The 24,183-nt window shown below is 40.8% G+C and carries 23 protein-coding genes and 1 pseudogene; 21 read left to right on the forward strand and 3 right to left on the reverse strand.

From position 1 onward, the window contains the following. Positions 1–45: 45 nt before the first annotated feature. Entirely contained in the window at positions 46–969 is a 924-nt protein-coding gene (locus CCK98_RS10260) for an iron-hydroxamate ABC transporter substrate-binding protein (protein ID WP_088086499.1), read from the reverse strand. Next, positions 920–1,765, reverse strand: coding sequence for an ABC transporter ATP-binding protein (locus tag CCK98_RS10265; protein WP_088086500.1), 846 nt, complete (start codon positions 1,763–1,765; stop codon positions 920–922). The genes CCK98_RS10260 and CCK98_RS10265 overlap by 50 nt, the downstream gene beginning before the upstream one ends. A 306-nt stretch (positions 1,766–2,071) precedes the next feature. Here CCK98_RS10265 and CCK98_RS10270 point away from each other — a divergent pair, with 306 nt between their 5' ends. The 6 genes and pseudogenes from CCK98_RS10270 (at position 2,072) to CCK98_RS10290 (ending at position 7,499) form a co-directional block, all read left to right on the forward strand. After that, entirely contained in the window at positions 2,072–2,569 is a 498-nt protein-coding gene (locus tag CCK98_RS10270; RefSeq protein ID WP_088086501.1) for a hypothetical protein, read from the forward strand. A gap of 58 nt (positions 2,570–2,627) precedes the next feature. After that, positions 2,628–2,846: a hypothetical protein gene (locus tag CCK98_RS34760; protein ID WP_142292139.1), complete on the forward strand. Its 219-nt coding sequence runs from the start codon at positions 2,628–2,630 to the stop codon at positions 2,844–2,846. A 30-nt stretch (positions 2,847–2,876) separates the two neighbouring features. Next, positions 2,877–3,927: pseudogene (locus CCK98_RS10275) on the forward strand (NAD(P)/FAD-dependent oxidoreductase). A 615-nt stretch (positions 3,928–4,542) separates the two neighbouring features. Next, a complete protein-coding gene (locus tag CCK98_RS35200; protein WP_179195753.1) occupies positions 4,543–4,710 on the forward strand; it encodes a hypothetical protein in 168 nt (55 codons plus the stop codon). Between the two features lie 117 nt (positions 4,711–4,827). Beyond that, positions 4,828–6,360: a hypothetical protein gene (locus tag CCK98_RS10285; RefSeq protein WP_088086502.1), complete on the forward strand. Its 1,533-nt coding sequence runs from the start codon at positions 4,828–4,830 to the stop codon at positions 6,358–6,360. A 179-nt stretch (positions 6,361–6,539) separates the two neighbouring features. Beyond that, positions 6,540–7,499, forward strand: a complete 960-nt coding sequence (locus tag CCK98_RS10290; RefSeq protein WP_088086503.1) for a phosphotriesterase — start codon at positions 6,540–6,542, stop codon at positions 7,497–7,499. 109 nt (positions 7,500–7,608) lie between these two features. Here the strand turns inward: CCK98_RS10290 and CCK98_RS10295 are convergent, their stop codons facing one another. Next, positions 7,609–8,535: a LysR family transcriptional regulator gene (locus CCK98_RS10295; protein WP_088086504.1), complete on the reverse strand. Its 927-nt coding sequence runs from the start codon at positions 8,533–8,535 to the stop codon at positions 7,609–7,611. 252 nt (positions 8,536–8,787) lie between these two features. Between CCK98_RS10295 and CCK98_RS10300 the strand changes: the two genes are divergently transcribed. From CCK98_RS10300 to CCK98_RS10370, 15 genes are all read left to right on the forward strand, one after another. After that, on the forward strand, positions 8,788–9,894 hold the full coding sequence (locus CCK98_RS10300; RefSeq protein WP_256942297.1) for an FAD-dependent monooxygenase: 1,107 nt from the start codon (positions 8,788–8,790) through the stop codon (positions 9,892–9,894). Between the two features lie 69 nt (positions 9,895–9,963). Further along, the gene (locus tag CCK98_RS10305) at positions 9,964–10,557 is read left to right on the forward strand and encodes a hypothetical protein (RefSeq protein ID WP_088086505.1); all 594 of its coding nucleotides are present in this window, start codon (positions 9,964–9,966) and stop codon (positions 10,555–10,557) included. 195 nt (positions 10,558–10,752) lie between these two features. Beyond that, positions 10,753–11,580, forward strand: a complete 828-nt coding sequence (locus CCK98_RS10310) for an ABC transporter ATP-binding protein (protein ID WP_256942298.1) — start codon at positions 10,753–10,755, stop codon at positions 11,578–11,580. Between the two features lie 27 nt (positions 11,581–11,607). Beyond that, a complete protein-coding gene (locus CCK98_RS10315; protein WP_088086506.1) occupies positions 11,608–12,441 on the forward strand; it encodes an ABC transporter permease in 834 nt (277 codons plus the stop codon). A gap of 5 nt (positions 12,442–12,446) precedes the next feature. After that, positions 12,447–13,643, forward strand: a complete 1,197-nt coding sequence (locus tag CCK98_RS10320) for an ABC transporter substrate-binding protein (RefSeq protein WP_088086507.1) — start codon at positions 12,447–12,449, stop codon at positions 13,641–13,643. A 466-nt stretch (positions 13,644–14,109) separates the two neighbouring features. After that, positions 14,110–15,108 (forward strand): aryldialkylphosphatase, encoded by a 999-nt coding sequence (locus CCK98_RS10325; protein WP_088086508.1) that lies wholly within the window; start codon positions 14,110–14,112, stop codon positions 15,106–15,108. 58 nt (positions 15,109–15,166) lie between these two features. Continuing rightward, complete coding sequence (locus CCK98_RS10330; protein WP_256942299.1) at positions 15,167–16,129, forward strand: phosphotriesterase; 963 nt, start codon at positions 15,167–15,169, stop codon at positions 16,127–16,129. Between the two features lie 65 nt (positions 16,130–16,194). Next, a complete protein-coding gene (locus CCK98_RS10335) occupies positions 16,195–17,358 on the forward strand; it encodes a thiolase domain-containing protein (RefSeq protein ID WP_088086509.1) in 1,164 nt (387 codons plus the stop codon). Positions 17,359–17,361: 3 nt separating this feature from the next. Continuing rightward, positions 17,362–17,778: a Zn-ribbon domain-containing OB-fold protein gene (locus tag CCK98_RS10340; protein WP_088086510.1), complete on the forward strand. Its 417-nt coding sequence runs from the start codon at positions 17,362–17,364 to the stop codon at positions 17,776–17,778. A 46-nt stretch (positions 17,779–17,824) separates the two neighbouring features. Then, complete coding sequence (locus CCK98_RS10345) at positions 17,825–19,522, forward strand: CocE/NonD family hydrolase (RefSeq protein WP_088086511.1); 1,698 nt, start codon at positions 17,825–17,827, stop codon at positions 19,520–19,522. 34 nt (positions 19,523–19,556) lie between these two features. Next, positions 19,557–20,507, forward strand: coding sequence for an MBL fold metallo-hydrolase (locus tag CCK98_RS10350; protein ID WP_088086512.1), 951 nt, complete (start codon positions 19,557–19,559; stop codon positions 20,505–20,507). A gap of 16 nt (positions 20,508–20,523) precedes the next feature. After that, entirely contained in the window at positions 20,524–21,219 is a 696-nt protein-coding gene (locus CCK98_RS10355) for a 3-oxoacid CoA-transferase subunit A (protein ID WP_088086513.1), read from the forward strand. Continuing rightward, positions 21,212–21,904, forward strand: a complete 693-nt coding sequence (locus CCK98_RS10360; RefSeq protein ID WP_088086514.1) for a 3-oxoacid CoA-transferase subunit B — start codon at positions 21,212–21,214, stop codon at positions 21,902–21,904. Before CCK98_RS10355 ends, CCK98_RS10360 begins: the two co-directional genes overlap by 8 nt. Before the next feature lie 192 nt (positions 21,905–22,096). Further along, positions 22,097–23,200 (forward strand): NAD(P)/FAD-dependent oxidoreductase, encoded by a 1,104-nt coding sequence (locus tag CCK98_RS10365; protein ID WP_088086515.1) that lies wholly within the window; start codon positions 22,097–22,099, stop codon positions 23,198–23,200. A gap of 23 nt (positions 23,201–23,223) precedes the next feature. Next, complete coding sequence (locus CCK98_RS10370) at positions 23,224–24,150, forward strand: alpha/beta hydrolase (protein ID WP_088086516.1); 927 nt, start codon at positions 23,224–23,226, stop codon at positions 24,148–24,150. Positions 24,151–24,183 lie beyond the last annotated feature (33 nt).

Below are 24,183 nucleotides of genomic sequence, written 5' to 3' on the forward strand. Positions count from 1 at the left end.
AATAAGGGAAGAGGGAATTCTTGAATAAGAATCCCTCATAGATTATTAATTTCCGAGAAATGACTTCTTAAAAAAGTCTAATTGCTTATCTAATGTAACTGGGTCACTAAAGGAAGCACCTTTTCCATTTAGTTCAAAGACACGATTGTTTTTAACGGCTGGAATATTCTTGTATGTTTCTGTTTCTTGGAATGAGTGATCCGCATCAGCGTATTTACTAAGGATCACATAGTCCCCAGCATACTCAGGAAGTACCTCTGCTGAAATCGCATAGTAACCAGATTTCAATGCCATTTCCTTCACCTTATCAGGCATTTTCAAATTCATGGCCTGATATAAGATTTCCGTTCCTCTTGCCCAGTTATTGCCGAATACATATAGATCCTTATCATAAGCTTCGATGACTGAAACCGTTGTATCTTCACCAATTTTTGAACGAATTTCGTCTCCCGCTGTTTTGGCCCGTGTTTTGAAGTCATCAATCCAAGCTTGGGCTTCTTTCTCTTTATTTAACAATTTTCCGATTTCTAGGTGTTGAGTTAAATAATCGGCTTTCCCCCAAGTATAAGTTACGGTTGGAGCAATTTCTTTTAATTTATCAAGGTTTTTAATATTGGATAACCCAATGATTAAATCTGGTTCTAATTCGATAATTTTTTCTAGGTTTTCATCAGATACTTCTGCGACATCTTTTAATTCTTCTTTAAAAGTGGGATTATTTTTAGACCAAACATCTACACCAACGATATTTACACCTAAATCAATGACATTACCGGTGAATCCTGATAGCAAAATGACACGTTTTGGGTTGGCAGGGACTTCTATTGGTCCATTTTCTGATTGATATGTAATGGTTTTTGGTTGTTCTTCTTTTTTACTGGAACTCTCTTCTTTTCCTGAGGTCTCGTTACTGCAGGCACTAATAATTAACACTAAGAGCAGGATAAACGGAAATAGTAGCTTTTTCATTATTAATTTCTCCTTTTAATAAGTTGTAAGTAATACACATGGGCTTATTTGTTCGTGGATCTCGTCCAATTTGGGCATCAATTTGGAAAACTTTTTTCAACACTTCAGGATTCATAACTTCCTCGCAATCTCCTGCCTTGATGATATGGCCCTCTTTCAGAGCAATTATATAGTCAGCGAAACGCGCAGCATGATTTAAATCGTGAAGGACCATAACAATTGTACGTTCCTGTTCAATGTTCAGCCGTTGAAGAAGCTCTAGTACTTCCAGTTGATGGGCCATATCTAAATAGGTGGTTGGTTCATCCAGAAAGATGATGTCCGTTTCTTGAGCAAGAGCCATGGCAATCCAAACTCGTTGGCGTTGGCCTCCAGATAAGGAATCGACTGAACGAAACTTAAAGTCTAGTAAACCTGTGACTTCAAGTGCCCAGTCAATAACTTCATAATCTTTTTTCGTTAAGCGTCCAAAGCCTTTTTGATAGGGAAAGCGGCCATAGGAAACGAGCTCACCCACTGACAATCCACCGGCACTTTCAGGTGATTGCGGGAGAATGGCCATTTTTTTTGCAAGAATCTTTGTATTTTCCTTTGAGATATCTTTCCCATCTAACAAAACGGTTCCAGATTGCTGCGAAATAATCCGTGTGATTGCTTTCAATAATGTAGACTTCCCGCAGCCATTAGATCCGATGATGGTTGTAATTTTACGATCGGGTATTTTCACACTGAGATTTTTAACAATCAATTGTTCATCATAGCTAATGTTTAAATCCTCTGTATATAACCGAACCATTATTGACCTCCTTTTAAACAAGAGTTAGTAACAACATGTTGTTGATAATGATTATCATTTTCACGCTTAACTATATTCGGTCGATTTATTTCTTGTCAATAACTATTTTTTTAGTTTTTCAGAGAATCGTTGTGAAAAGAGTGGGAAATCGTTGATAGGACGGAGTGGATGTTTATAATTTAATAAAAAAATTCAAAAAAATAAAAAAAACATTTGATATTGATAATCGTTATCAATTAAAATAGGATTAAGTGATAATATTTATCAATTAGCAGAGTGGGATTGATTTTGGGGAGGGGCTTTGACATGAAGAGCCAGCTGAACGTAATGAAATATTTGACAGAAGAAAATTTAAAAGTGTTCATTACTTGTCCTTATAAATTTTATTATGAATATATTGAGAAGAAAAAACGACCAAAGGACTGGAGACATATGGTGCAACAGGTGGTAAATCATGTCGTTTTTTCCTATTTTCGACTCCCAATTGAACAGCGGTCAGCAACGAAGATACTTTCATTGGTTGAACGATATTGGTCCAACATTTCTCCTCAAATATTTGAGTCTCGAATTCAATATTATACGGTGACAGCTAAAATTACCGATTACTTAATGCAAAATTTGACCGCAGAAACAGATTCAGCCCCGCCTTTGTTTTTATTTGAAAAATTTACATCCACTATACAAGAACTAGATATGGATCTCTCGTTAACTATTGATGTGGCGGAATGGTCCAATTCCTCCTTTGTTGTTAAAAAATACTTGGTTGACGCAGAAAAAGACATGCTAATGCTATATAATATATAACTATTTAATCGCAGTATTTTCAAAAAAGGTATTTAATAAAATCCCTAGTAGAATTGAAGTGACAACTTTATTGGATGGAAGGAAGCATACCTATTTTCCTACACCTGAAAGAATTGATGAAGGCATCCGTTATTTGCAATTAATGAATCATTTACTAGGTAATTCTTCAAGATTTAATGAGGTATACAATGAAAAAGATTGTGAATCTTGTCCTTTTGAACATGTCTGTGAACGTGATTCGCGAAATGGTAATGAATCTACTACATATTATTCATAAAAAGATTTTCTTGGCAGGGAGTGTTTAAAGATGGAGCAGCAGGAATTATTTGATGTGACCGTAATTGGCGGGGGACCAGCAGGGCTTTATTCTACTTTTTATAGCGGCCTTAGAGAAATGAAAACTAAGATCATCGAATTCCAGCCGCAATTAGGTGGGAAAATTCATGTTTATCCAGAGAAAATGATCTGGGATGTTGGCGGGCAAATGCCCATTCCTGGAGCCAAATTAATAGAACAATTGGTTGCACAGGGATTAACGTTTAATCCAACCGTAGTGTTAAACGAAAAGGTTGAGTCGATTACACGTAATGAAGATGGTATTTTTGTATTGCAAGCAGCTTCCGGCCAGATGCATTTTTCGAAAACGGTTATAGTCGCAATCGGCAGTGGAATCTTGAACCCACAAAAGCTGGACATTGAAGGGGCTGAAAGATTTGAGGTATCTAATTTAAATTACACAGTCAAGTCATTAAAACATTTCAAAGATAAGACTGTCATCATTTCAGGTGGTGGAAATACAGCCATTGATTGGGCGAATGAGTTAGAGTCGATTGCCAAAAAAGTTTATGTAACCTATAGAAAAGATGCATTAAAAGGTCACGAGGCACAAGCAACTCAGTTAATGAAAAGTTCGGCTGTTTGTTTATTTCACACCTCGATTACCAAACTGATTGCCAGCAGCAATCATGAAGCCATTGAAATGGTGGAACTGACAAACCATGTTTCAGGAGAGGTTTCTTATTTGCCAATTGATGAAGTGATTATTAATCATGGATATGAACAAGACGCTGCATTACTGGAAAACAGTAGTTTAAATATAAAGCTAGCAGACAATTATTATATTGCTGGTAATTCAGTGAGTGAATCATCCATTGAGGGGCTTTATGCTGCCGGTGATATCCTTATGTATGATGGTAAGGTAAATTTAATAACGGGGTGCCTTCCAAGATGCAGCGAACGCAGTAAATAAAGCAAAACAATTTATTCAGCCTGACGCAAGTAAAATCGGGATGGTCTCTTCCCACAATGATCTCTTTAAGAAGCGCAATAGAGAATTGGTTAAACAAATGATGAAATAAGCTTAACCGTTTGTTGGAAAAGTCCTTCATAGTCGATATGAAGGACACTTTTTCTACTATCTAACTAATTTTGTCTTTCAGGGGTATGATGAAGGACATTTCTTCTGCGATCGAATCAAGTTTCGTCTTTCATCGGCTTGATGAAGGACATTTCTTCTATAGTCGAACCAAGTTTTGTCCTTCATCGGCATGATGAAGGACATTTCTACTGCGATCGAATCAAGTTTTGTCTTTCATCGGCTTGATGAAGGACATTTCTTCTATAATCGAACCTCGTTTTGTCCCTCATCAGATTTATTCCTCTTTTTTTACTGATATATCCTAGTTCCTATTCCACAGGTGAAATATACCCGAAACTACCTGAAATATCTTTGCTGATTTGGATTAAATAATGAGCTAGTTCGTTATCTTCATTTTGAGGGATAAACTCTGAAAAGCCCACTACTGTTACGGCTCCAAGCAGTTTTTTCTTATAGTTTAATATTGGGATGGATACAGATGACAAGGATGAAACCAGTGGTTCCCTTGCAAAGGCAATTTCTTTCTCTTGTAAGAGACCGCAATCATCCTCAAGCTGACTAACCTTTTCAGGTTGTTGGGGTTATTGCCGCTGAAATGTTCGTTTCTACCGGAGGAATTGGTTATTTTGTGGCACAATCATCAGCCAATATTACTGTTGACCGTGTTTTTGTAGGCATCATTGTCATAATTATTATGGGAATCTTAATTAAAAGTTCGGTCAAATGGATTGAATCAAGTTTAATGAAGCATCGAGTGGAGTAATGATTTATATGAAGTAAATATAAATTAGCAATGAAATATATATTTTACAAATAATCTAAATTTAAATAATATTAAGATATTGAGACATTCAAATTTGTAGAAAAAGGAGTAAAAAACATGACTCAGATAGAAAAAAGCACAACTTTACCACAAAAACCAAACTTTACAAGTCCGCCGTTAATCGAAAAACAAACACCTCGCTGCCCGCCAATGGTTGATATTAAAAGTGCGGAGGAATTGATTCCCTATTTAGATGCAGTAGCCAAACGACCATATAATCATGGCTTACATGCAGGGTGGGACTTACAACCAGGTGAACGGGTACTTCTTCGCGTAGATAACTGGCATGATCCAATGGTAATTGATGCTTGTAAGCTCATACTCGAAAAGTACAATACAAAATATGAAATAAAGTACGTTGATAAGGGGCCTATCATTAAATGGAAGGGCCACGACGAAGTTGAATATTATTTAGCTCGTACTAAAGAGTTGGCTGAGTGGATGGATGAATGGGAGCAAATGGAGAAGGATGGTAACTACGATAAGATTTTAATGGGATATGGCGGTCCCGTATTAAGATCTGCAAACATAAAGATTCAACGGATGCCATTTATTACACCTGAACTCACAGCCACCCCGGCTCACACGATTCCTTATGAAATTATTGAAGCACTTGATAAATGGACATGGGATCGAATTCGCAATTCCCGCAGGGTTCACATTACAGACCCGGAGGGAACGGATTTAAGCTATACGAATCATGATGAATATTGGGATTCAAAACGAGAGTTTTATAACCCGGATTTGGTGGATATATTTTATAAAGGGAATGAAGAGTTTGGAAAAACATACTTGCCGGGCCACATATTAGGCCGGCCATGGATGTATCTTCCGAAAGAAGACGCAACGGGTTATATCGCAGGTACTTCCAACCATATCGGACCTGTTCCTTGGATTGGGTTGAAGGTTGATAATGGGAAAATATCGGAAATCCATGAGGGTGGAGAATTTGGAGAAAAACTCCGAAAGTTAAAAGCCGAGACGGATCACCTACAGTATCCCGGTTTCCCGGATAAAGGACTTTTCCGTTGGTGGGAGGCTTCCGTTGGTACAAACCCTCATATTCATCGTCCAAGAAAAGGTTTCCTTAATGGATGGTTAAACTGTCTTTATGAGCGTATGCGCAGTGGTGTTATTCATATAGGGTTTGGAACGGTTATTTCAAGTTCTGCAGAGCGTCAGGCTGCAAATATGGGATTGCCTGTTGGTCACTGGCATGTTCATCTGTATTTTCCAACGATGACATGTGAAATGATCGGCGGAGGAACGGAAACCCTTATAAAGGATGGACATCTAATGGCATTGGATGATCCGGAGATTCGTAAAATTGCCGCAAAATATGGAGACCCGGATCTATTATTATCTGAATCTTGGATTCCGGCAGTTCCCGGTCTGAACATGACTGGAGACTACTGGAAACATTATGCGGAAGATCCTGAGAAATGGGTACTTTCGGAATTAAATATTTGTGAAAACTATCATCCGATGTTTATGAGTATGGTAGGAGCTGATCCAAAATATTGTAATAATCCGCTCTGGAAGGTGCCAAACATTAGCGATGCATGTTCATGCGGAGGGCATCACCTTTAAACAAACTCAGGTAAAGTAAGAAACTTTTTATGCAATCAGTCTCATAAGGGGTCTGACACCACAAATAATTCGCAATCTAGTAAAGATAGATATAGATCTTTACTAGATAGTTAATTGTGGGGTCTGACTCCTTTGCTTTAAAGGCAGAGCAAAATTAAAGGAGAGGAGCGAAAATTTTTATGGGTAAGGTAAATACGGTATTAGGTCCTATCGCAACAGAAAACTTAGGAATCACAGCAATGCATGAGCATATCGGATTCGGTCTGCCAGGTTGTGACTTAGATACCCATTGGTGGAAAAAACCAGAAGAAGCGTTTGAAGTGACCGTTCAAAAGTTGCGCCGCTTCCGCGAACATGGCGGCAAAACATTTGTAGACTGTACAGGAATCGGGAACGGACGGGATGTCGAGTACTTTCAGGTACTTTCACGAAAAACAGGTGTTCAAATTGTTGCTGTTTCAGGCTTTGTAGCAGGTGATTCAGCTCTTCCATATTTCCGTAATAAACCAGTCGAGTATCTTACCGATTTATTCATACATGAAGTAACGGTGGGAATTGACGGTACGAGCGCAAAAGCAGGTGCGCTTAAAGTAGGTGTTAGCCGCGGTGGTAAACTTAGTGAACTCGATAAACGTATCTATCGCGCAGCTGCACGAGCTGCAGTAAAAACGGGTGTTCCAATCATTACCCATTTATCTGTAGATGCAAAAACGGCGATTGACATTTTCAACGAAGAAGGTTTACCACTTGATCGTGTACTGATGGGTCATGCTGATGATGGCTTTTCTCTTGATGAAGACCGCGATACGATGATTGCAGAATTAGGCGGATGGGTAGGCTTTGATACAATTGGCTATGACAGTGAGATGGAAGGTGCACCCTATTGGTCACGTCCTCGTCAAGAACGCGTGGATCATTTCCTTCGTTTTCTTGATAAAGGTTTTGCCCACCGTGCACTGATTTCAGCTGATGCGAACTGTTGTGCTCTGGGCTGGCCGGGATTAAAAGAGCATTCTGTAAACTACTTGTTTGAAGAATTCTTACCGGACCTTCGTAAAGCCGGTGTAGAGGAAGAAGTGTTTGAACAACTTTTAGTACAAAATCCTGCAAAAATCTTAACGATGCAAGATCCTCGTTAATCTGAAATGCTGAAGTGTTGTAGAATTGTAGATTTACTTAAAAAGGAGTTGTGATACATACAGCTCCTTTTCGTATGCATCCAATTTTATGTTTGGAAGTGACTCGAAATTAACTTTTAATAGGTGTCCGTTCATCCGAGAAATATTCCATAAACTTTCTGGATATAGAAGAAAGATATCTTCCCTTCAACCAGATTAAGGCTGACGGTCTCGCCATGATGGAAGGTTGGATAATTTCTTTAATAATAAGCTGAGTGTTCGGGATCAGATTTAATGCGGATTTTGGTACTAAGGCAATCCCAATGTCATGATTAGCCCATGTTAATAGCGTCATGATATCACTGCTTTCACAAATAATTTTAGGTTCAAATCCTGCGTTTAAGCATGCGGTCTTCACAACGTCTCCTGTATACATATCTTGGTTATACATCGATGTGCCTTGCTGTCTTCTAAGTAACATCAATGGCTTCTCTTCAAGTTCAGATAGCATAATAAAAGGCCTATCATCGTCACAATTCCATTTATTACTCATCGCAACAACAATCGGTTCATCAGGTAAATGAATCATGTCGAAAATACTGTTATCAATTGGTAATCTAACAATCCCCAATTCTATAATACGGTTTTCTACTAACTCCATAATCCGATTGGGATCTCCTTCCCATACTTGAAATTGAACATCGGGATAGTGGATTTGAAAATCACGTATTTTCTCAGGTAAAATTTGGGCACCGAGTGCGGATATTGTCCCAATCGATAATGTCCCTCTTGTACCCTGTGAAAATTCTTTCACTTCTTCAATCGTTCCGGTTATTAATTCCATTATTTCTTTAGCGCGTTGATAAAAGAGCATTCCTTCTTCCGTTATTATCATTTTTCGGGTATGTCTTTCAAAAAGGGTAACACCCAGTTCATCTTCCAATTGCTTTAGCTGTTGACTTAGAGGGGGCTGTGCCATATTCAAGCGTTTGGCAGCTTGTGAGATTTTCCCTTCTTCTACAATCGTAATGAAATATTTTAAGTGTCGAATATCCATTATTGAACATCCCTTTCATACGTATTTTATTTTACTAGTTCTATTGTAATAGAAATCATTTATATGTGATAGATATAAATAAGTAATGAAATATATATTTTACAAATAATCTAAATTTAAATAATATTAAGTCAATGGAACGTCCAAATTTGTTGAAAAATAAGTAAAAAACATGACTCAGATAGAAAAAAAAGCATCACTATACCAAAATAGGTGAGAAACTATTACCAAAAAAATAAGGGGGAAATATTTGTGAAATCAAAATCAGAATTAAGAGTGGCTATAATTGGTGGAGGTATTGGTGGTGCGGCAGCTGCGGTTGCTTTACGACGTGAAGGCATTCGTGCAGATCTGTATGAGCAAGCCCCGGTTATAAAAGAGGTTGGTGCAGGTGTTGGTATGCGTCCATCAACCGTGTACTTTTTCGAAAATTGGGGGATTTATGAAGAATTAAAGAGTAAGAGTTTGGAGAGTAATTGGATGCAAGTGGTGACAGCTGATGGGCATGTCATAGTAAATGAAAAATGGCCTCTTTTAACTGATAATCCGGATGAAACATGGGCAAGATTAATTCATCGTGCAGACTTAATCGAGACTTTTCTGAATCAATTACCACCTGACTCGATACATTTAAGTCACAGGCTGGAAAAGATAATCGATCATGGAAATCATGCGGAAATCCATTTTGAGAACGGTCATTCAATTGAAGCGGATTTAGTAATTGGAGCAGATGGTATTCGTTCCTCAATTCGGTCGCAGTTATTTAGCGATAAAGGGCCTATTTATTCTGGAACCCATGCTTACCGAGCGGTTGTGAATAACAAAGAGGCATTTGATTTGGTTCCTGATGACACATTTAAAGTTTTCGTAGATGGCAGTACCCAAATATATGTATTACCGTTACACCATAGAAAGGAAGTTTCTTTTGATGTTACGTTACAATCAGAAGACTCAGCATGGAGGCCGATTGTAGAGAAAAAAGATATCTTAAAACATTTAGCAAACTTTGACTCTAACATCCGGAAGACGGCAAAAAGTGTAGAAGTGTACACTTGCCGATCCATTTATGATATCGATCCAATCGATCGTTGGCATTCAAATTGTATCACACTGCTAGGGGATGCTGCCCATGCCATGCAACATCATCTAGGTCAAGGAGCAAATATGGCTATCCAAGATGCAGGAGTTTTGGCTGAATGTTTAAGTGAAGCTGGTTCCATTTCGGAAGCGTTACAAAACTATCAGGCAATCAGAAAGCCAATTACCGATAGATATCAAGAATTATCCCGGATGGCACCAACACAAGATGCTGAACCGGCTTTCTTGGAAAAAGACCAAGCTAATCAACTAAATGGATAATATAATCGGCCATGTTGTTTCATAGCTTATCAAAAGTTACATTATGCTTCAGAAAAGGAGGGGAAAATCATGGTATCTTTGCTTACACAAGCCATTGTATTTTTCGTAATCAGTATTGGCACGGTAAAGGTATATCGTTTAGTCTTTACAGTACGCAAAGAACTTTCCTGTTCAACTGCTATGATGGCTGCCATGATGATGGGGTCGATGGGAGGTCTATTAACGGGGACTGTTCTGGCTGTTAATCTTAGCTTTTCTATCAATACAATCGTAGCGATGATTATTGGGATCGGTATAGGGATTATTATGGGATTACCTTTTAATCCATTGACTGTTCTGGAAGGTATGATGGCAGGGGTTATGGGAGGGTTGATGGGAGCAATGTTGGGTGAAATGTTAGACCCCAATTTTATTGTTATCTTAAGCTTCATTTTAATCGCTCTATTTTTATTTTCTATTAGCCTGCTTAGTAATGCTATTAAACAAGAAACAGGCAGCTTAAAACAAACGGAGTCTAATGAAGGGCAAATTAAAAGCTTATCTGTTCTAATTGCCTTGCTCACTGTGGCGTTGTGTTCGTTTATTGTGGTGGGTTCATTCTATAAGACTCACTCTAACCTTTATAATACAGATCAAAATCATACAGAACATCATCATAAGTAGTTGTATCGTATTATGTAACTATTAAATTTTTAAATTGAATATCCATTTTATTTTGAAAAATCAGAAAAGTGTTTGACTTTGGTATAACAATATTATAATATTTTGTTATCAACTTAGAGACTACATTACTTTTTTTAAAAAAAGAAAGCGATTACAATGAAAAATATGGCATTCAATGATGGATAGGAGGAATGAATGACGATGACTACTAATGCCTTAAATAGCAACGTTCTAGAAAAAACGTTGTCAGTGCGGGAACCGATCATTGAAGTATGTAATCTAGACCAAAGATTTAAGACTACTTCTGGCAACACAGTTGTGGCACTTGATGATGTTAATGTCAGTATAGGTGATACCGAATTTCTGGCAATTCTCGGACCAAGCGGCTGTGGTAAAAGTACATTGATGCAGATTATGGCGGGTTTGGTTAAACCAACATCAGGACAAGTACAATTAAAGGGGAAAGATGTGAAAGGTCCGAACCGTGACATCGGCATCGTGTTTCAGCGACCAGCGCTTTTTCCATGGAGATTGGTAGTAGATAATGTCATGTTGAGCGCTGAAGTACTAGGTTTGGAAAAGTCTCAAGCGAAGGTACGTGCACAAGAATTACTAGAATTAGTGGGTTTAGGAGATTCAGGAAAACTATATCCGTATGAATTATCCGGCGGGATGCAGCAACGTGTTAGTATCGCTCGGGCTCTCATGCACGACCCTGAGATTCTATTTATGGATGAACCATTTGGCGCTTTGGATGCTTTAACACGAGAAACCATGGGGTTAGAGCTCTTGCGTATTTGGGAGATGAAACGCAAAACAGTTGTATTCATAACGCATAGTGTGACTGAGGCCCTTTTCTTGGCAGATCGTGTGTTAGTTATGTCACCTCGCCCAGGAAGAGTAGCAGAAGACTTCAAAGTTAATCTTCCACGTCCTCGAGATCTTGACGTCATGTCAACGCCGGGATTCAGTGAGGCGGCCGGGCATCTTCGTCATTTGCTTGGAGCAACAATTGGGGACTAGCATGAAAATGAGAAAGGAGAAATACCATTGGAAAAACCCTTAGTAGTAACTTCTCAAAAAAAATCTACTGATATGAAATTGCGTCGCTTTCGTCCTGATTATTTATTGATACCTGCTGTGTTTGTTGCGTTTATAGCTGTATGGGACTTGTTTATTACTATTTTTGACATTCGGTCAGTGATTCTTCCAAGACCATTAGCCGTGTGGCAAAATTTTATAAGTGGTTTAAACCCAGAAAGTCCTCTAAATTATTATGCTCATATCCTTAGTACCCTTTATGAAGTTCTTTCTGGATACGTAATTGGTGCAATTGTTGGTATCATCCTTGCTTTAATGTTATCTCAAATTCCACTACTTGAACGTGTATTTAAACCGTTTATTGTGGCATTTCAAAGTATTCCTAAAATTGCCATTGCGCCCCTAATTATCATTTGGTTTGGTTTTGGGGTAGGTTCAAAAATTGCTCTTGTCATTCTAATTGTCTTTTTCCCAGTACTAGTAAACGGTTTAAGCGGTTTCAAATCGGTGGAACCAGAGCGTTTAGCGGTAATGCGTTCACTTGGTGCTTCGCAATGGAAAATCTTTAGCAAACTGGTATTGCCAGGGTCGCTGCCATTCTTGTTTGCGGGGCTTGAAGTTGCGTTAGTTCAAGCAATGACAGCAGCCATTGTTGCAGAGTTTCTTGCTGGTCGACAAGGGCTGGGGGTTCTCATCATTCAAATGGAACAAGTGTTGAATACTGGTGGCATTTTCGGTGTCCTAACCGTTCTTGCTATACTTGGCTGGCTTTTAACAATGATCCTGAACCATATACGAAAAAAGTTAGTGTTCTGGTCTGATGCAGAGCGAAGCAGGAAATAAGCGAGATGAAAAACTCAGCTGTAGATATAAAAAGGAATCTAAATATCAATGAAGGAAAAGGGGTAGTTGATATGTCTAAAATTCTGAATTTTAAAAAAATATTCATGTTTACCTTGTTGCTAGCGGTGTTACTAGTCTTTAGTGCATGTTCTGAAAGTAGTAATGGTTCTTCAAGCAATGGATCATCAGACAAAAAATCAGGTTCTGAAAGTAAGTCAAAAGATAAAGTTACAGTAGCTATTCCGTTTGTTCCGGGAGCACCGAGTGGAGCATATTTGTGGCTTGGGGAAGGATTAGGGTTTTTTGAAGAGGAAGGATTAGATGTTGAAATTGTCGCATTGGCCGGAAAACCGGCAGAGGCGATTGGACTTGTCGTTGCCGGCAAGGCTGATATCGCCATTTCTCAACCTGACGCTCTTGTTTTTCCTTTGGCACAGGGAAATGATCAGGGACTAAGTTGGATTTTCACACCTTATCAAAAACCGGTGTTCGGTATTGCTGTACAAAAATCCAGTGATATTTCGTCTCCAAAGCAACTTGAAAACAAAACAGTTGCCATGACTGCGTTAGGTGCACCATTTGAAACTTTCTTGAAGGCAAATGTAAAGGCAGATGGAGGGGACCCTTCAACAATTGATTCTGTTACGATTGGCAGTGGGGCCGCGGCAATGGAGGCGTTAGGAAAAGGAGATATAGATGCCTATGTAGGAAATCAAGGTGACATAGCTATTTCTTCGCTAGTAACTGGTAAAGAGACAAAAATTTTACCTTTCCCATCAGAAATTGAAGAGGGCTTTGCAGCAGGATTTGTTATGCGGAAGGATACGGATGGAGCGAAAAAAGATGCGATTTCTCGATATATTCGTGCTGTTGTAAAATCAGCGATTTTCGCTCAAGAAAATCCGGATAAGGCAGTGGATGTAAACTGGGAGATGTATCCTGCATCTAAGCCTACCGATAAATCAGAAGAGCAGGCTAAAAAGGAAGCTAAAGTTTCGTTAGGTGTAACAGTAAGTAATTTTAGTCCGGCGTCAGATGGTAAATGGGGCTTTATTTCGGAAGAACGCTGGAAGAAATTTGTTGCTAATAATGGCTTATCAGCTAAAATTCCAGACGTGACAAAACTTTTTGATTACTCACTTCTCGATGAGATCAACAAATTTGATGAAGAAGAAGTTAGAAAACAGGCGAAAAACAATTAATCATAACATGATCGTTTCATAATTTCTGTATTAAAGGCAGAGCTGTCACAAAGTCTTCCTGACTTTGTGGGCAGCTCTTTTTTAATCTATAATATTAATATTATATTTATTTAGAAAACTAAGAAATGTTTGACTTTGGTATAACAATATTATAATATAAAACTAACAACATAGAGATGCATCACTGCTTTATTGAAAGAGTAAGCGATTACATCGAAAAAAGTGCATTCTGGGGAAGGTAAGGAAAATTCAACCCCCTTACTTTTCCATGTCAGTTTTTTACTTAGTTGAGGAATGCAAAAGGGTATGTTGTATTAATTTTTGAAATCTCTAAACCAACCGGTCTGTTTAGACAATTTTCTACTTTACAAACCAACCAGTCTGTTTAGACAATTCTCTATTTAACTAAGTCAACGTCTTCCCCATCTCTAAGATGAGGAACTATTAAATGATAGGGGGTTTTACAATGCCAGATAAAAAACAAGAAAAAAGTTCAGGTGTTGTTCGTACTGTTCTTGGACCAGTGGCAGCTCAAGATTTAGGTGTTGTGCTCATTCATGAATCACTACTTTCTGTAGTGCCTGGTGCGGAATTTGCACCTGAGATTAATATGGATAAGAGCGAGATCTTTGAGGTCCTAAAAAGAAAGCTTACTGATTTCCGCCGACTAGGCGGTAAGACCATCGTCGACCACAGCGGGATGTTCCATGGTCGTGATATATGGCTTTACGAAACACTTTCTAAAACAACTGGTGTACATATTGTAGCTTCAACAGGCTTAGGACCTGAGAAGATGTTAAGCGGGTACTTTACTACCCCGCAAACGCATCCGCCTACCCCGTGGCCAGCAGAACAATTTGCTCGTTTGTTCATAAAAGAGGCAACTGAAGGAATTGTTGTACCACGTGTTGAACGTTCAGGTCAAGCTGGCCTGGTAACGTCAATCGCTACTCAAAGCGGTATTGCAGAAATCGAAGAGAACCTTTTCCGTGGGTCTGCACAAACAGCTCTAGCTACAGGCGTACCTGTATCAGTACAATACGGTGCAGATGCTGTAAACGATCTAGAAGTCATACTAGGTGAAGGCCTTGAACCAAACCGTGTGATCATCGGAGGTCTTGACCGATTAGATGCTGTAGAACGAAAAGAAGCATTCGCTGTTGCAGGACGCGGTGCGTATGTTGCATTAGATCATGTTGGCTGGTCTACAACTGAAGGCTACGTAAATGATACAGACCGTGCTCAGTTAATTGTAGATCTATTTGAAAAAGGTCTTGGTGAACGTGTACTGATTTCAACGAATGCCGTTGGTTGTGCAAAAGGTCATGAAGCAAAAGATCTTAACTTTGATTACTTACTAGAAAAGTTCGTACCAATCATGCGTAGAGCAGGTGTGACGGAGAAACAAATTTGTATTTTATTAGAAGAAAATCCACAACGTGTACTTGCTGTTGATGCCGAGTAGTTACAGATAAGGAATCAGTTGGAGGAGCAGACCAAAAGTAATGGTGAGGAGTGAATGAATGATGGGTAAGGTTAATACAGTTCTAGGCCCAGTTGCGACAGAAGATTTGGGAATCACAGCAATGCATGAACATATTGGTTTCGGTCTGCCGGGATGTGACTTAGATACACAATGGTGGAAAAAACCTGAAGAAGCGTTTGAAGTTACCATTCAAAAGTTACGCCGCTTCCGTGAACACGGCGGTAAAACATTCGTAGACTGTACAGGGATTGGAAACGGGCGCGATATCGAATATTTCCAAGTACTATCACGTAGAACGGGTGTTCATATAGTTGCGGTTACAGGCTTTGTGGCTGGAGACTCAGCACTGCCATATTTCCGAAACAAATCAGTTGAGTATCTTACAGATTTATTCGTCCATGAAATTACAGTGGGTATTGACGGTACAGGTGCAAAAGCAGGTGCCCTTAAAGTAGGTGTAAGCCGCGGTGGTCAATTAAGTGAACTAGATAAAAGAATCTATCGTGCTGCCGCAAGGGCTGCTGTAAAAACGGGTGCTCCGATTATTACACACTTATCAACGGATCCAATGACTGCTCTTGAAATTTTTGAAGAAGAAGGCCTGCCTCTTGACCGCGTATTAATGGGTCATGCCGATGTTGGGCAAGACGCTGATGATGAACGTGATGCATTGATCGCGAGCCGAGGCGGTTACGTAGGATTCGATACAATTGGATATGACACAGAGATGGAAAACGCACCATATTGGTCACGTCCTCGGCAAGACCGTGTGGATCATTTCCTTCGCTTCCTTGACAAAGGTTTTCTAGACCGCGCCGTTATTTCAGCAGATGCTAACTGCTGTGCTCTAGGCTGGCCAGGATTAAAGGGGCATTCTGTCAATTATCTATTTGAAGAGTTTATTCCGGATCTTCGAAAAGCAGGTGTCGGTGAAGAAGTATTTGAGCAACTTTTACTCCATACTCCTGCGAATTTCCTAACTTTGCAAGAACCTCGTTAATTCGAAAAAACGGAAGAATGTGATTTCGGAAAATGGTTGACAACATTAACGGGAGGTTAAGTGATATGAGTATTAAAGGAATGGCCTATATTGCGGGTGCGTTTGAGCACCCAACACGTAAGGCCCTGGACAAGTCTGTTGCAGTTATCCATGCTGAATGTGCCAGGGGTGCATTGGCAGACGCCGGGCTTTCATTTAAAGATGTAGATGGCTACTTCTGTGCCGGTGATGCACCGGGCGGCGTACTATCTATGGTCGATTATTTAGGACTTAATGTACGCCATGTCGATGGTACTGATACAGGTGGTTCTTCTTACATTGCTCACGTTTCACATGCCGCACAGGCAGTTGTAGCAGGGAAATGTAATGTAGCGTTGATCACAATGGGAGGCCGCCCGCGTTCCGAAGGCAGAAGCGGTGTGAAACAGAAGCTGGTTGGTGCCAATGTTCCTGATACACCGTTTGAACTTCCTTATGGACCAACAGCTGTAAATGAATATGCAATGGCTGCGATGCGCCATATGCATGAATACGGTACAACAAATGAACAACTAGCTTGGATTAAAGTCGCAGCTTCTCATCATGCACAGTACAATCCAAACGCGATGCTGCGTGATGTAGTGACGGTTCAGGACGTACTTGAGTCTCCAATGATTGCTGATCCCTTACACCGTTTGGATTGCTGTGTAGTAAGTGATGGGGGCGGTGCTCTCGTAGTGGTAAGCCCTGAAATCGCAAAAAGTCTAAAACGACCGCTTGTCCGAGTCATGGGGGCCGGAGAATCTCCTAAAGGTTTAATGGGCGGTAAAGTAGATCTTACATATAGTGGTGCGGTATGGTCCGGGGCAGCAGCCTTTGAGGAAGCCGGGGTTACACCAAATGATATAAAATACGCATCAATCTATGATAGCTTTACCATTACGGTATTAATGCAGCTCGAGGATTTAGGTTTCTGTAAGAAAGGCGAAGGCGGGAAGTTCGTTGCTGATGGAAACTTGATTTCAGGAGTCGGAAAACTTCCAGTCAATACCGATGGCGGCGGGTTGAATAACAATCACCCGGCGAGCCGAGGCGGTATGGTTAAAGTGCTAGAGGCTGTGCGCCAACTGCGCGGGGAGGCACAACCGCAGGTACAAGTGGAAAATTGTGATCTAGCACTAGTTCATGGTACGGGCGGCGGGCTGGCAAGTCGTCATGGCAGTGCAACATTGATCTTGGAGAGGGTGTAGATAATGGCAACTCTGTATCAATCAAGAAAGATGACGATTCCTGAACCTCATCCGGAACATCAAGAGTTTTGGCAGGCCGCTGCAGAAGGAAAGCTTCTGATCAAGCAGTGCGAATCCTGTGGTGAGTATCATTATTACCCACGAGTACTATGTCCGTATTGTATGAACGATAAGACGACATGGAAAGAAGCGAAAGGCACTGGACGTATCTACACATATAGTGTCATGCGAAAAGGAGTTCCGTATGCGATCGCCTTTGTTACGCTCGATGAAGGTCCGAGGATGATGACAAATATCGTAGATTGTGATCTCGATGCAGTGCACATTGATCAAAGAGTAAAAGTGGTATTTAAGCAAAGCGGCGATCAAGATAATCCGGGTTCTTTTATACCTTGCTTTACACCTGTTGATGGTGAGTAAGAACTTTTAACATACTTAGAAGGACTAAAGAGAGGAGCGAATAAAAATGAGAATCATTAAGGACGTACGGATTCCTATGCGTGATGGAGTACATATTGCTGCTGATATCTATCTTCCTGATGGAGCAGTCAAAGTACCGGCATTACTTGCGCTGAGCCCGTATGGTAAGGAACTGCAAGCACAAGCGCTAACATTACCTCCACAAGCTCGCCCAAGCCATCTTTGGAACGGAGCAATTGAAGCAGGTGATATTCGTGAAGTAGTATCTCGCGGGTATGCACATATTATCGCAGATGTACGCGGTACAGGTGGTTCAGAAGGTCAAATGTGCGGCAACTATAACTCAGGCGGTCATGGCGACGGTAAAGATATCTATGATCTTGTTGAATGGATGGCTGAGCAAGATTGGTGTGATGGCAACATCGGGATGATCGGTATTTCGTACTTTGCATCGGTTCAAATTTTAGGTGCAGCGGAGCAGCCGCCACACTTAAAAGCCATCTTTGCGAACGGCGGGCATTTCGATCTTTATGAACTTTGTTATCACGGCGGAATTATGTGGTTAATGCCTCGTGCTTCTCGCGAAGGACGCGGCGGCGATAGCGGAAACGCCTTCAATAACGTAGCAAGTAAGAGCTCAAAAGTATTCTCACCAGGAGAGCTTAAAGAGAAGACGCAAGAACGCTTAAATGACCCAGATATTGCCCATTGGTCCGACTTTGTTCACCTGTTACATTATCAAGACCGTCACGAATTATGGATGGATTACTTATTGAATCCACTTGATGGCCCGTTCTGGCAAAAAGACAGCGCGATAGATGTGGCACATAAAGTAACTATCCCAACATACTTCCAAGCAAAATGGGGCCGCGGCTGGAACGTTGAAGGCACAATCGAATGCTTCCACAAAGTATCAGGAATTAAAAAGCTTGATATCCAAGCGCTGCCGCCAATGTTAGAGCGTCCATTCCATGAAAGTCATGACGAAATGTTCCGTTGGTATGATTACTGGTTAAAAGGCATTGATAATGGCATTATGGATGAACCAACCGTGCAGTTCTCTGTAGAAGGTTCTTACAAATGGCGCAATGAAGATCACTGGCCATTGCCCTATGAAGAAAAGAAAGCGTTCTATTTACGTCCTCGCCACAAAATTAGCGAAAAAAGCGAGCCGTTAACATCTGAATATGCACATCCGGATGGCTTCTACCAAGCACCATTAACCGTAACAACAACATCAGAAAAGATCAAATGGACTAGTGATAAATTCCTGGAGGCTGTAGAAATGACAGGTACAGGGGCATTGTACATTCATGCAGAAATCGATACGGATGATACAAACTTCATTGCCAAGCTTTATGATGTAGATCCAAGCGGCAAACGTACATTAATGACATCCGGTTATTTAAAAGCATCTCATCGTGAATTAAATGAAGAGAAATCAACATACGGTGAGCCATGGCACCCGCATAACCGTGTGGTACCAGTCACACCTGGTGAAATCAAGGAGTATGCGATTCGCTTATATCCATTCTCATTTTTAATTAAACCAGGAAATCGGATTGAATTAGAACTTGCATGTAACGAACCACTTGATGGAGAAGATGCAAAATTATTGCCGCCAGATAGCTACCATTTACCAAGCGGGCGTGCAACAACTCACAAAATCTATCGTGATGCAGATCATCCATCACGTTTAGTTTTACCAGTTATTCCAAAACAATTCGATGTTACCAATAAATAATCTGCTAATTTACTAGATTATAGGAGTGAACAACATGGCAAATGCAGTACGTGTTATCCCGATTGAATGTAAATTTGGTCCAATCTCTGCATTTGCATATTATGTGGATGGACCAGAACCAGCAATTATCGATACCGGTGTGAATGTCTCGGCAAGCCAAGACATTGAACCAACCTTAGCTGAACATGGGATCCAAATCGAAGATATTCGTTGGATTTTATTGACGCATGGTCATGTGGATCATCTCGGTGGTGCATATGAAGTATGGGAAAAAACAGGACGGGAGGCAAAAGTAGTCATTCCCAAAAAAGAAGCTCGCCTCTTGCGTGATAAGAATGAACATATCTTTGATTACAAATCACTGCAAGGTAAATACATCACTGATCCAGCCATCCAAGAAAAACATATCACCATGTTAAAAACAGATATTGGCGGCAATATCGAACCATACTCAGAAGTAGTTGATGGTGATACTATCCATCTTGGCGGCGATATCATTTTAAAAGTGATTGAAACTCCGGGTCATTCCATTGGTTCTGTAACCTTTGTATTGGATGGGCAAGACTGGGCGTTTGCAGCGGATGCAGTTCAAATGTATGGCGGTGCAGGCGGCTTACCAACGATTGAAGACTCATCTCTATATCGCAAGAGTGTACGACGCTTGTTAGATGAAGTTCGTCCTAAACGATTATTCTTAGGTCATCCATTCCGCAATAGCAATGGCGATATGCAAAGTGCACAACTTGAAGGGGAACAAGTAGCAGCTGTGTTACAAGCAAGTCTTGATCGGGATGCCCAATTACGTGATGTCGTGCGGCGCCATTTAACGAATGGACTTCCTACTGAAGAGCATGAACTCTTTGGACCATTTGGCTGGGTTGCTGCTGAAATTGGCTATACAGGGGATCCTCGGAACTTACCTTGTGCGTTCTTTGTGACGATGCATGCTTATAAAGAAGAACTTATTGATACTGACAATAAATGAGAGGAGGAAATTCTAAATGATTCAGAAGAAGTTTGAAAATGCAGCACAAGCTGTTGCAGATATTAAGGATGGAGCAACGTTGCTTGTCGGAGGATTTGGGGGAAGCGGACTACCGTCCCAGCTTGTGGCTGCTTTAGTTGAGCAAGGAGCGAAGAATCTGACAGTTGTATCAAATAATATTGGAGCGGTAAGCGATGGTGTTGCCGCACTGATCAGCAACAATCAGGTACGGAGAATTATCTGCTCTTTCCCTGTCGGTCCACACGCTGACGAGCTGATTGAGCGTCTTCAGAACGGCACGATCGAGTTAGAAATCGTCCCGCAAGGAACATTAGCAGAGCGTATCCGTGCAGGCGGCGCGGGCATTCCAGCCTTTTATACACCGACGGCAGCGCACACTGAACTTGGAGAGGGCAAGGAATCACGTGTGTTCAATGATCGTCTGCATCTCTTAGAGCAAGCCATCACAGGTGACTACGCTTTCATCAAGGGACATCGAGCAGATCGCTGGGGGAATCTTGTTTACAATAAGACGCAGCGTAATTTTAACCCGGTAATGGCGACAGCAGCGAAAATAACCATTGCCGAAGTAGATGAAATCGTGGAAGTCGGAGAAATTGATCCAGAGATCATTGTCACACCGAGCGTATTCGTACATCGTTTAGTCAAATTAGAGCCGCAGCGTGAAGGGACGGTGTTAGTAAATGGGTAAAGATCAACAAAAGGTTGGATGGTCAAAGATCGAGTTAGCTACTCGAGTAGCTCAAGACCTAGAAGATGGCTGGTTCGTGAATTTAGGTATTGGTATTCCTACTCTTGTGGCCGATGTGATTCCTGAAGAACGAGAAATTATTCTGCATAGTGAGAATGGTCTTCTTGGGCTGGGGCCAAAACCTGAACCAGGTGAAGAAGATATGGATCTTGTCAATGCAGGTAAGGAACCGATCACATTAAAGCCGGGTGGGAGCTTCTTCTCACAATCAGACTCTTTTGCCATGATCCGTGGCGGTCACCTCGATGCCGCAGTGCTCGGAGCATTCCAAGTCTCGATGTACGGGGATCTTGCTAGTTGGAAGCTTCCTAACACAACCCTTGGACGTGTTGGAGGAGCCATGGATTTGACAGTTGGGAGCAAGCGTATCTTCCTTTGTATGCAGCATACGAGTAAGGGAACGCCGAAAATTGTGGAAGAATGTACCTATCCATTGACTGCGCCTCGCTGTGTAGATCGTATCTATACAGATCTTGCAGTGATTGACGTAACAGATGACGGCCTTGTCGTCCAAGAACTGGCTCCTGGTGTAACGTTTGAATACTTGCAGGAACGCACAGCAGCTCCGCTTAAGAATCATGCGACCAATGACATTGAATCAGAGACTTTGCAAATTAATGATTAAGCACTCGAAAAAACCAGCCATTGAACGCAGTTCATCGGTGAGCAGGGGACCTTCCCCGTTCAGGAACTCCCCGTACGACCTCCAGGGGTAGAGTTAGGAGGACTAGTTGGCTTCCTTCGCGATCAAGGGATAAAGTGGACTTCGAAAATATTAGGTGTAGAGATCAAATTAATAGCTTAGGAGGAAAGGTATATGAAATCAGAGTCTTTAAGAATTGCTATTATCGGTAGTGGAATTGGAGGGGCAGCAACGGCGGTGGCTTTACGGCATGCGGGATTCAATGTGGGCGTCTATGAGCAAGCATCAGCTATAACTGAGGTAGGGGCAGGTATCGGTTTGCGTCCGCCATCGATCCGTTATTTCAAGAAATGGGGGCTTTTGGATGAAATTGAAAGAGTAACCCATAAAAGCGTTTTAATGGAAATCCTTACAGATAAAGCAGAAGTAGTACTTGAGGAAAAATGGCCTGCGCTAACAGATGACCCAAATGAAAGATGGGCGAGATTAATTCATCGTGCAGACTGTTTAGACACGTTAATTAATGCCATACCTTCTGAGTTCATCCATTTGAATCACAAATGTAAAAATATCGTTCGCCATGAAGATTATGCAAAAATTGAGTTTGAAAATGGTGTCAAAGTCGAAGCCGATTTAGTTATTGCTGCCGATGGTATTCGTTCCCTTACTCGGTCGCTATTTTTCAGTCATGCTGAGCCGGTTTTCCACGGTTACCATGCCTATCGGGCTCTTGTGAATGAGGATGAAACCTATGGTTTAGCATCTGAAGACACTTTGAGAATTTTCTGTGATGATAAAGTCAATTACTATTTACTGCCGTTAAAATATCGGAAACAAGTTTCAGTTGATATTACAGTCCCACACCAAGACCGATCAGGCAGACCAAACGTACCGAAAGAAGATATGCTTAACCAATTAAAGAATTTCCATCCTAACCTTCAGAAGATTGCTGAAGATATCAATAACTTTGATGTTCGAGCACTATACGATATCGATCCAGTCGAACAGTGGACAAATAATTGTATCGCCCTGCTTGGGGATGCCGCCCATTCTATGCTTCATAACCAAGGTCAAGGTGCAAATATGGCGATCCAAGATGCAGGGGTAATGGCTGAATGTTTACTTGAAGCTGATAGCGTTGAAAGTGCCTTACAAAAATATGAGTCTCTAAGAAAACCACTTGGAACATTATTTCAAAATTTATCTCGCCAGTTCCATACTGACAAGGAAGAAACGGCTTTCCCTGAAAAAGAATTCCTTGAGAATGTAACTGAGTAATGAATAAAAAGGAGGTTGAATAGATGCCTGTACATCCCGAGATAAAAAAAATATTGGATTTTATTCCATCGTCCGATACTAAAACAAAAATAATACCAGAAGAACATAGGAAAATGTTTGATGCACCTATTTTACCGGTTGAACAACGTGTCCAAGTTTATTCTGTTGAAGAAAGATCTATTCCTACTGCTGAAGCGGATATCCCAGTAAGAATTTATACACCGAAGGAAGCAGATTCTTATCCAATTCTCATGTATTTTCACGGTGGCGCATTTTTCTCGGGAAATTTAGAAAGTCATGATGAAATTGTTCGCCCGATTTGCTTGGAATCTGGATACAAAGTCATTTCAGTAGGTTACCGTCTTGCTCCTGAACACCCATTTCCAGCTCCATTAGAAGATTGCTATAACGTAACAAAATGGGCAACAGAACATAAGGATGAATTGCAATGGGATGGCAAGAATCTCGCTCTTGCAGGTGATAGCGCGGGCGGTAACTTAGTTGCAGCTGTCTCACTTATGGCCCGTGACAAAAAGGAATTTGCCATTACGAAACAAGTACTTTATTATCCATCCTTGGACCTTGATGTCAGTGAATTTCGTTACCCATCACAGGTGGAAAATGGAAAGGGCTATTTCGTAGAAAGTGATCAATTAGCTGAATATAACTCCTTCTATTTAGTTGGAAATGTAGATACGGATCATCCGCTTGTTTCACCAATACGAGAAGAAAATTTAGAAAATCTTCCGGCAGCACTAGTCATTACAGCCGAATATGATCCAATGCGAGATGAGGGGGAACTATTTGCGGGGAATTTAAAAAAATGTGGTGTCCCTGTTGAAAGAAAACGATATGAAGGCGCTACTCATGGGTTCTTAGGTAAATTCACACATCTTGATGAATATAAAGACATTTATAAACGTACAGCGGAATTTTTGAGTACCAAGTAGAGAATATTGATAGGTTAACAGACATTTCCAGGA

Origin of the sequence: Bacillus sp. OV166, assembly GCF_900177675.1 — a bacterium.
Classification (GTDB): domain Bacteria; phylum Bacillota; class Bacilli; order Bacillales; family Cytobacillaceae; genus Neobacillus.

Coding starts and splice junctions, on each gene's coding strand:
- CCK98_RS10260 (WP_088086499.1), bottom strand. CDS start 969: ATGAAAAAGCTACTATTTCCGTTTATCCTGCTCTTAGTGTTAATTATT.
- CCK98_RS10265 (WP_088086500.1), bottom strand. CDS start 1,765: ATGGTTCGGTTATATACAGAGGATTTAAACATTAGCTATGATGAACAA.
- CCK98_RS10270 (WP_088086501.1), top strand. CDS start 2,072: ATGAAGAGCCAGCTGAACGTAATGAAATATTTGACAGAAGAAAATTTA.
- CCK98_RS35200 (WP_179195753.1), top strand. CDS start 4,543: ATGTTCGTTTCTACCGGAGGAATTGGTTATTTTGTGGCACAATCATCA.
- CCK98_RS10285 (WP_088086502.1), top strand. CDS start 4,828: ATGACTCAGATAGAAAAAAGCACAACTTTACCACAAAAACCAAACTTT.
- CCK98_RS10290 (WP_088086503.1), top strand. CDS start 6,540: ATGGGTAAGGTAAATACGGTATTAGGTCCTATCGCAACAGAAAACTTA.
- CCK98_RS10295 (WP_088086504.1), bottom strand. CDS start 8,535: ATGGATATTCGACACTTAAAATATTTCATTACGATTGTAGAAGAAGGG.
- CCK98_RS10305 (WP_088086505.1), top strand. CDS start 9,964: ATGGTATCTTTGCTTACACAAGCCATTGTATTTTTCGTAATCAGTATT.
- CCK98_RS10310 (WP_256942298.1), top strand. CDS start 10,753: ATGACGATGACTACTAATGCCTTAAATAGCAACGTTCTAGAAAAAACG.
- CCK98_RS10320 (WP_088086507.1), top strand. CDS start 12,447: ATGAAAAACTCAGCTGTAGATATAAAAAGGAATCTAAATATCAATGAA.
- CCK98_RS10325 (WP_088086508.1), top strand. CDS start 14,110: ATGCCAGATAAAAAACAAGAAAAAAGTTCAGGTGTTGTTCGTACTGTT.
- CCK98_RS10330 (WP_256942299.1), top strand. CDS start 15,167: ATGATGGGTAAGGTTAATACAGTTCTAGGCCCAGTTGCGACAGAAGAT.
- CCK98_RS10335 (WP_088086509.1), top strand. CDS start 16,195: ATGAGTATTAAAGGAATGGCCTATATTGCGGGTGCGTTTGAGCACCCA.
- CCK98_RS10340 (WP_088086510.1), top strand. CDS start 17,362: ATGGCAACTCTGTATCAATCAAGAAAGATGACGATTCCTGAACCTCAT.
- CCK98_RS10345 (WP_088086511.1), top strand. CDS start 17,825: ATGAGAATCATTAAGGACGTACGGATTCCTATGCGTGATGGAGTACAT.
- CCK98_RS10350 (WP_088086512.1), top strand. CDS start 19,557: ATGGCAAATGCAGTACGTGTTATCCCGATTGAATGTAAATTTGGTCCA.
- CCK98_RS10355 (WP_088086513.1), top strand. CDS start 20,524: ATGATTCAGAAGAAGTTTGAAAATGCAGCACAAGCTGTTGCAGATATT.
- CCK98_RS10360 (WP_088086514.1), top strand. CDS start 21,212: ATGGGTAAAGATCAACAAAAGGTTGGATGGTCAAAGATCGAGTTAGCT.
- CCK98_RS10365 (WP_088086515.1), top strand. CDS start 22,097: ATGAAATCAGAGTCTTTAAGAATTGCTATTATCGGTAGTGGAATTGGA.
- CCK98_RS10370 (WP_088086516.1), top strand. CDS start 23,224: ATGCCTGTACATCCCGAGATAAAAAAAATATTGGATTTTATTCCATCG.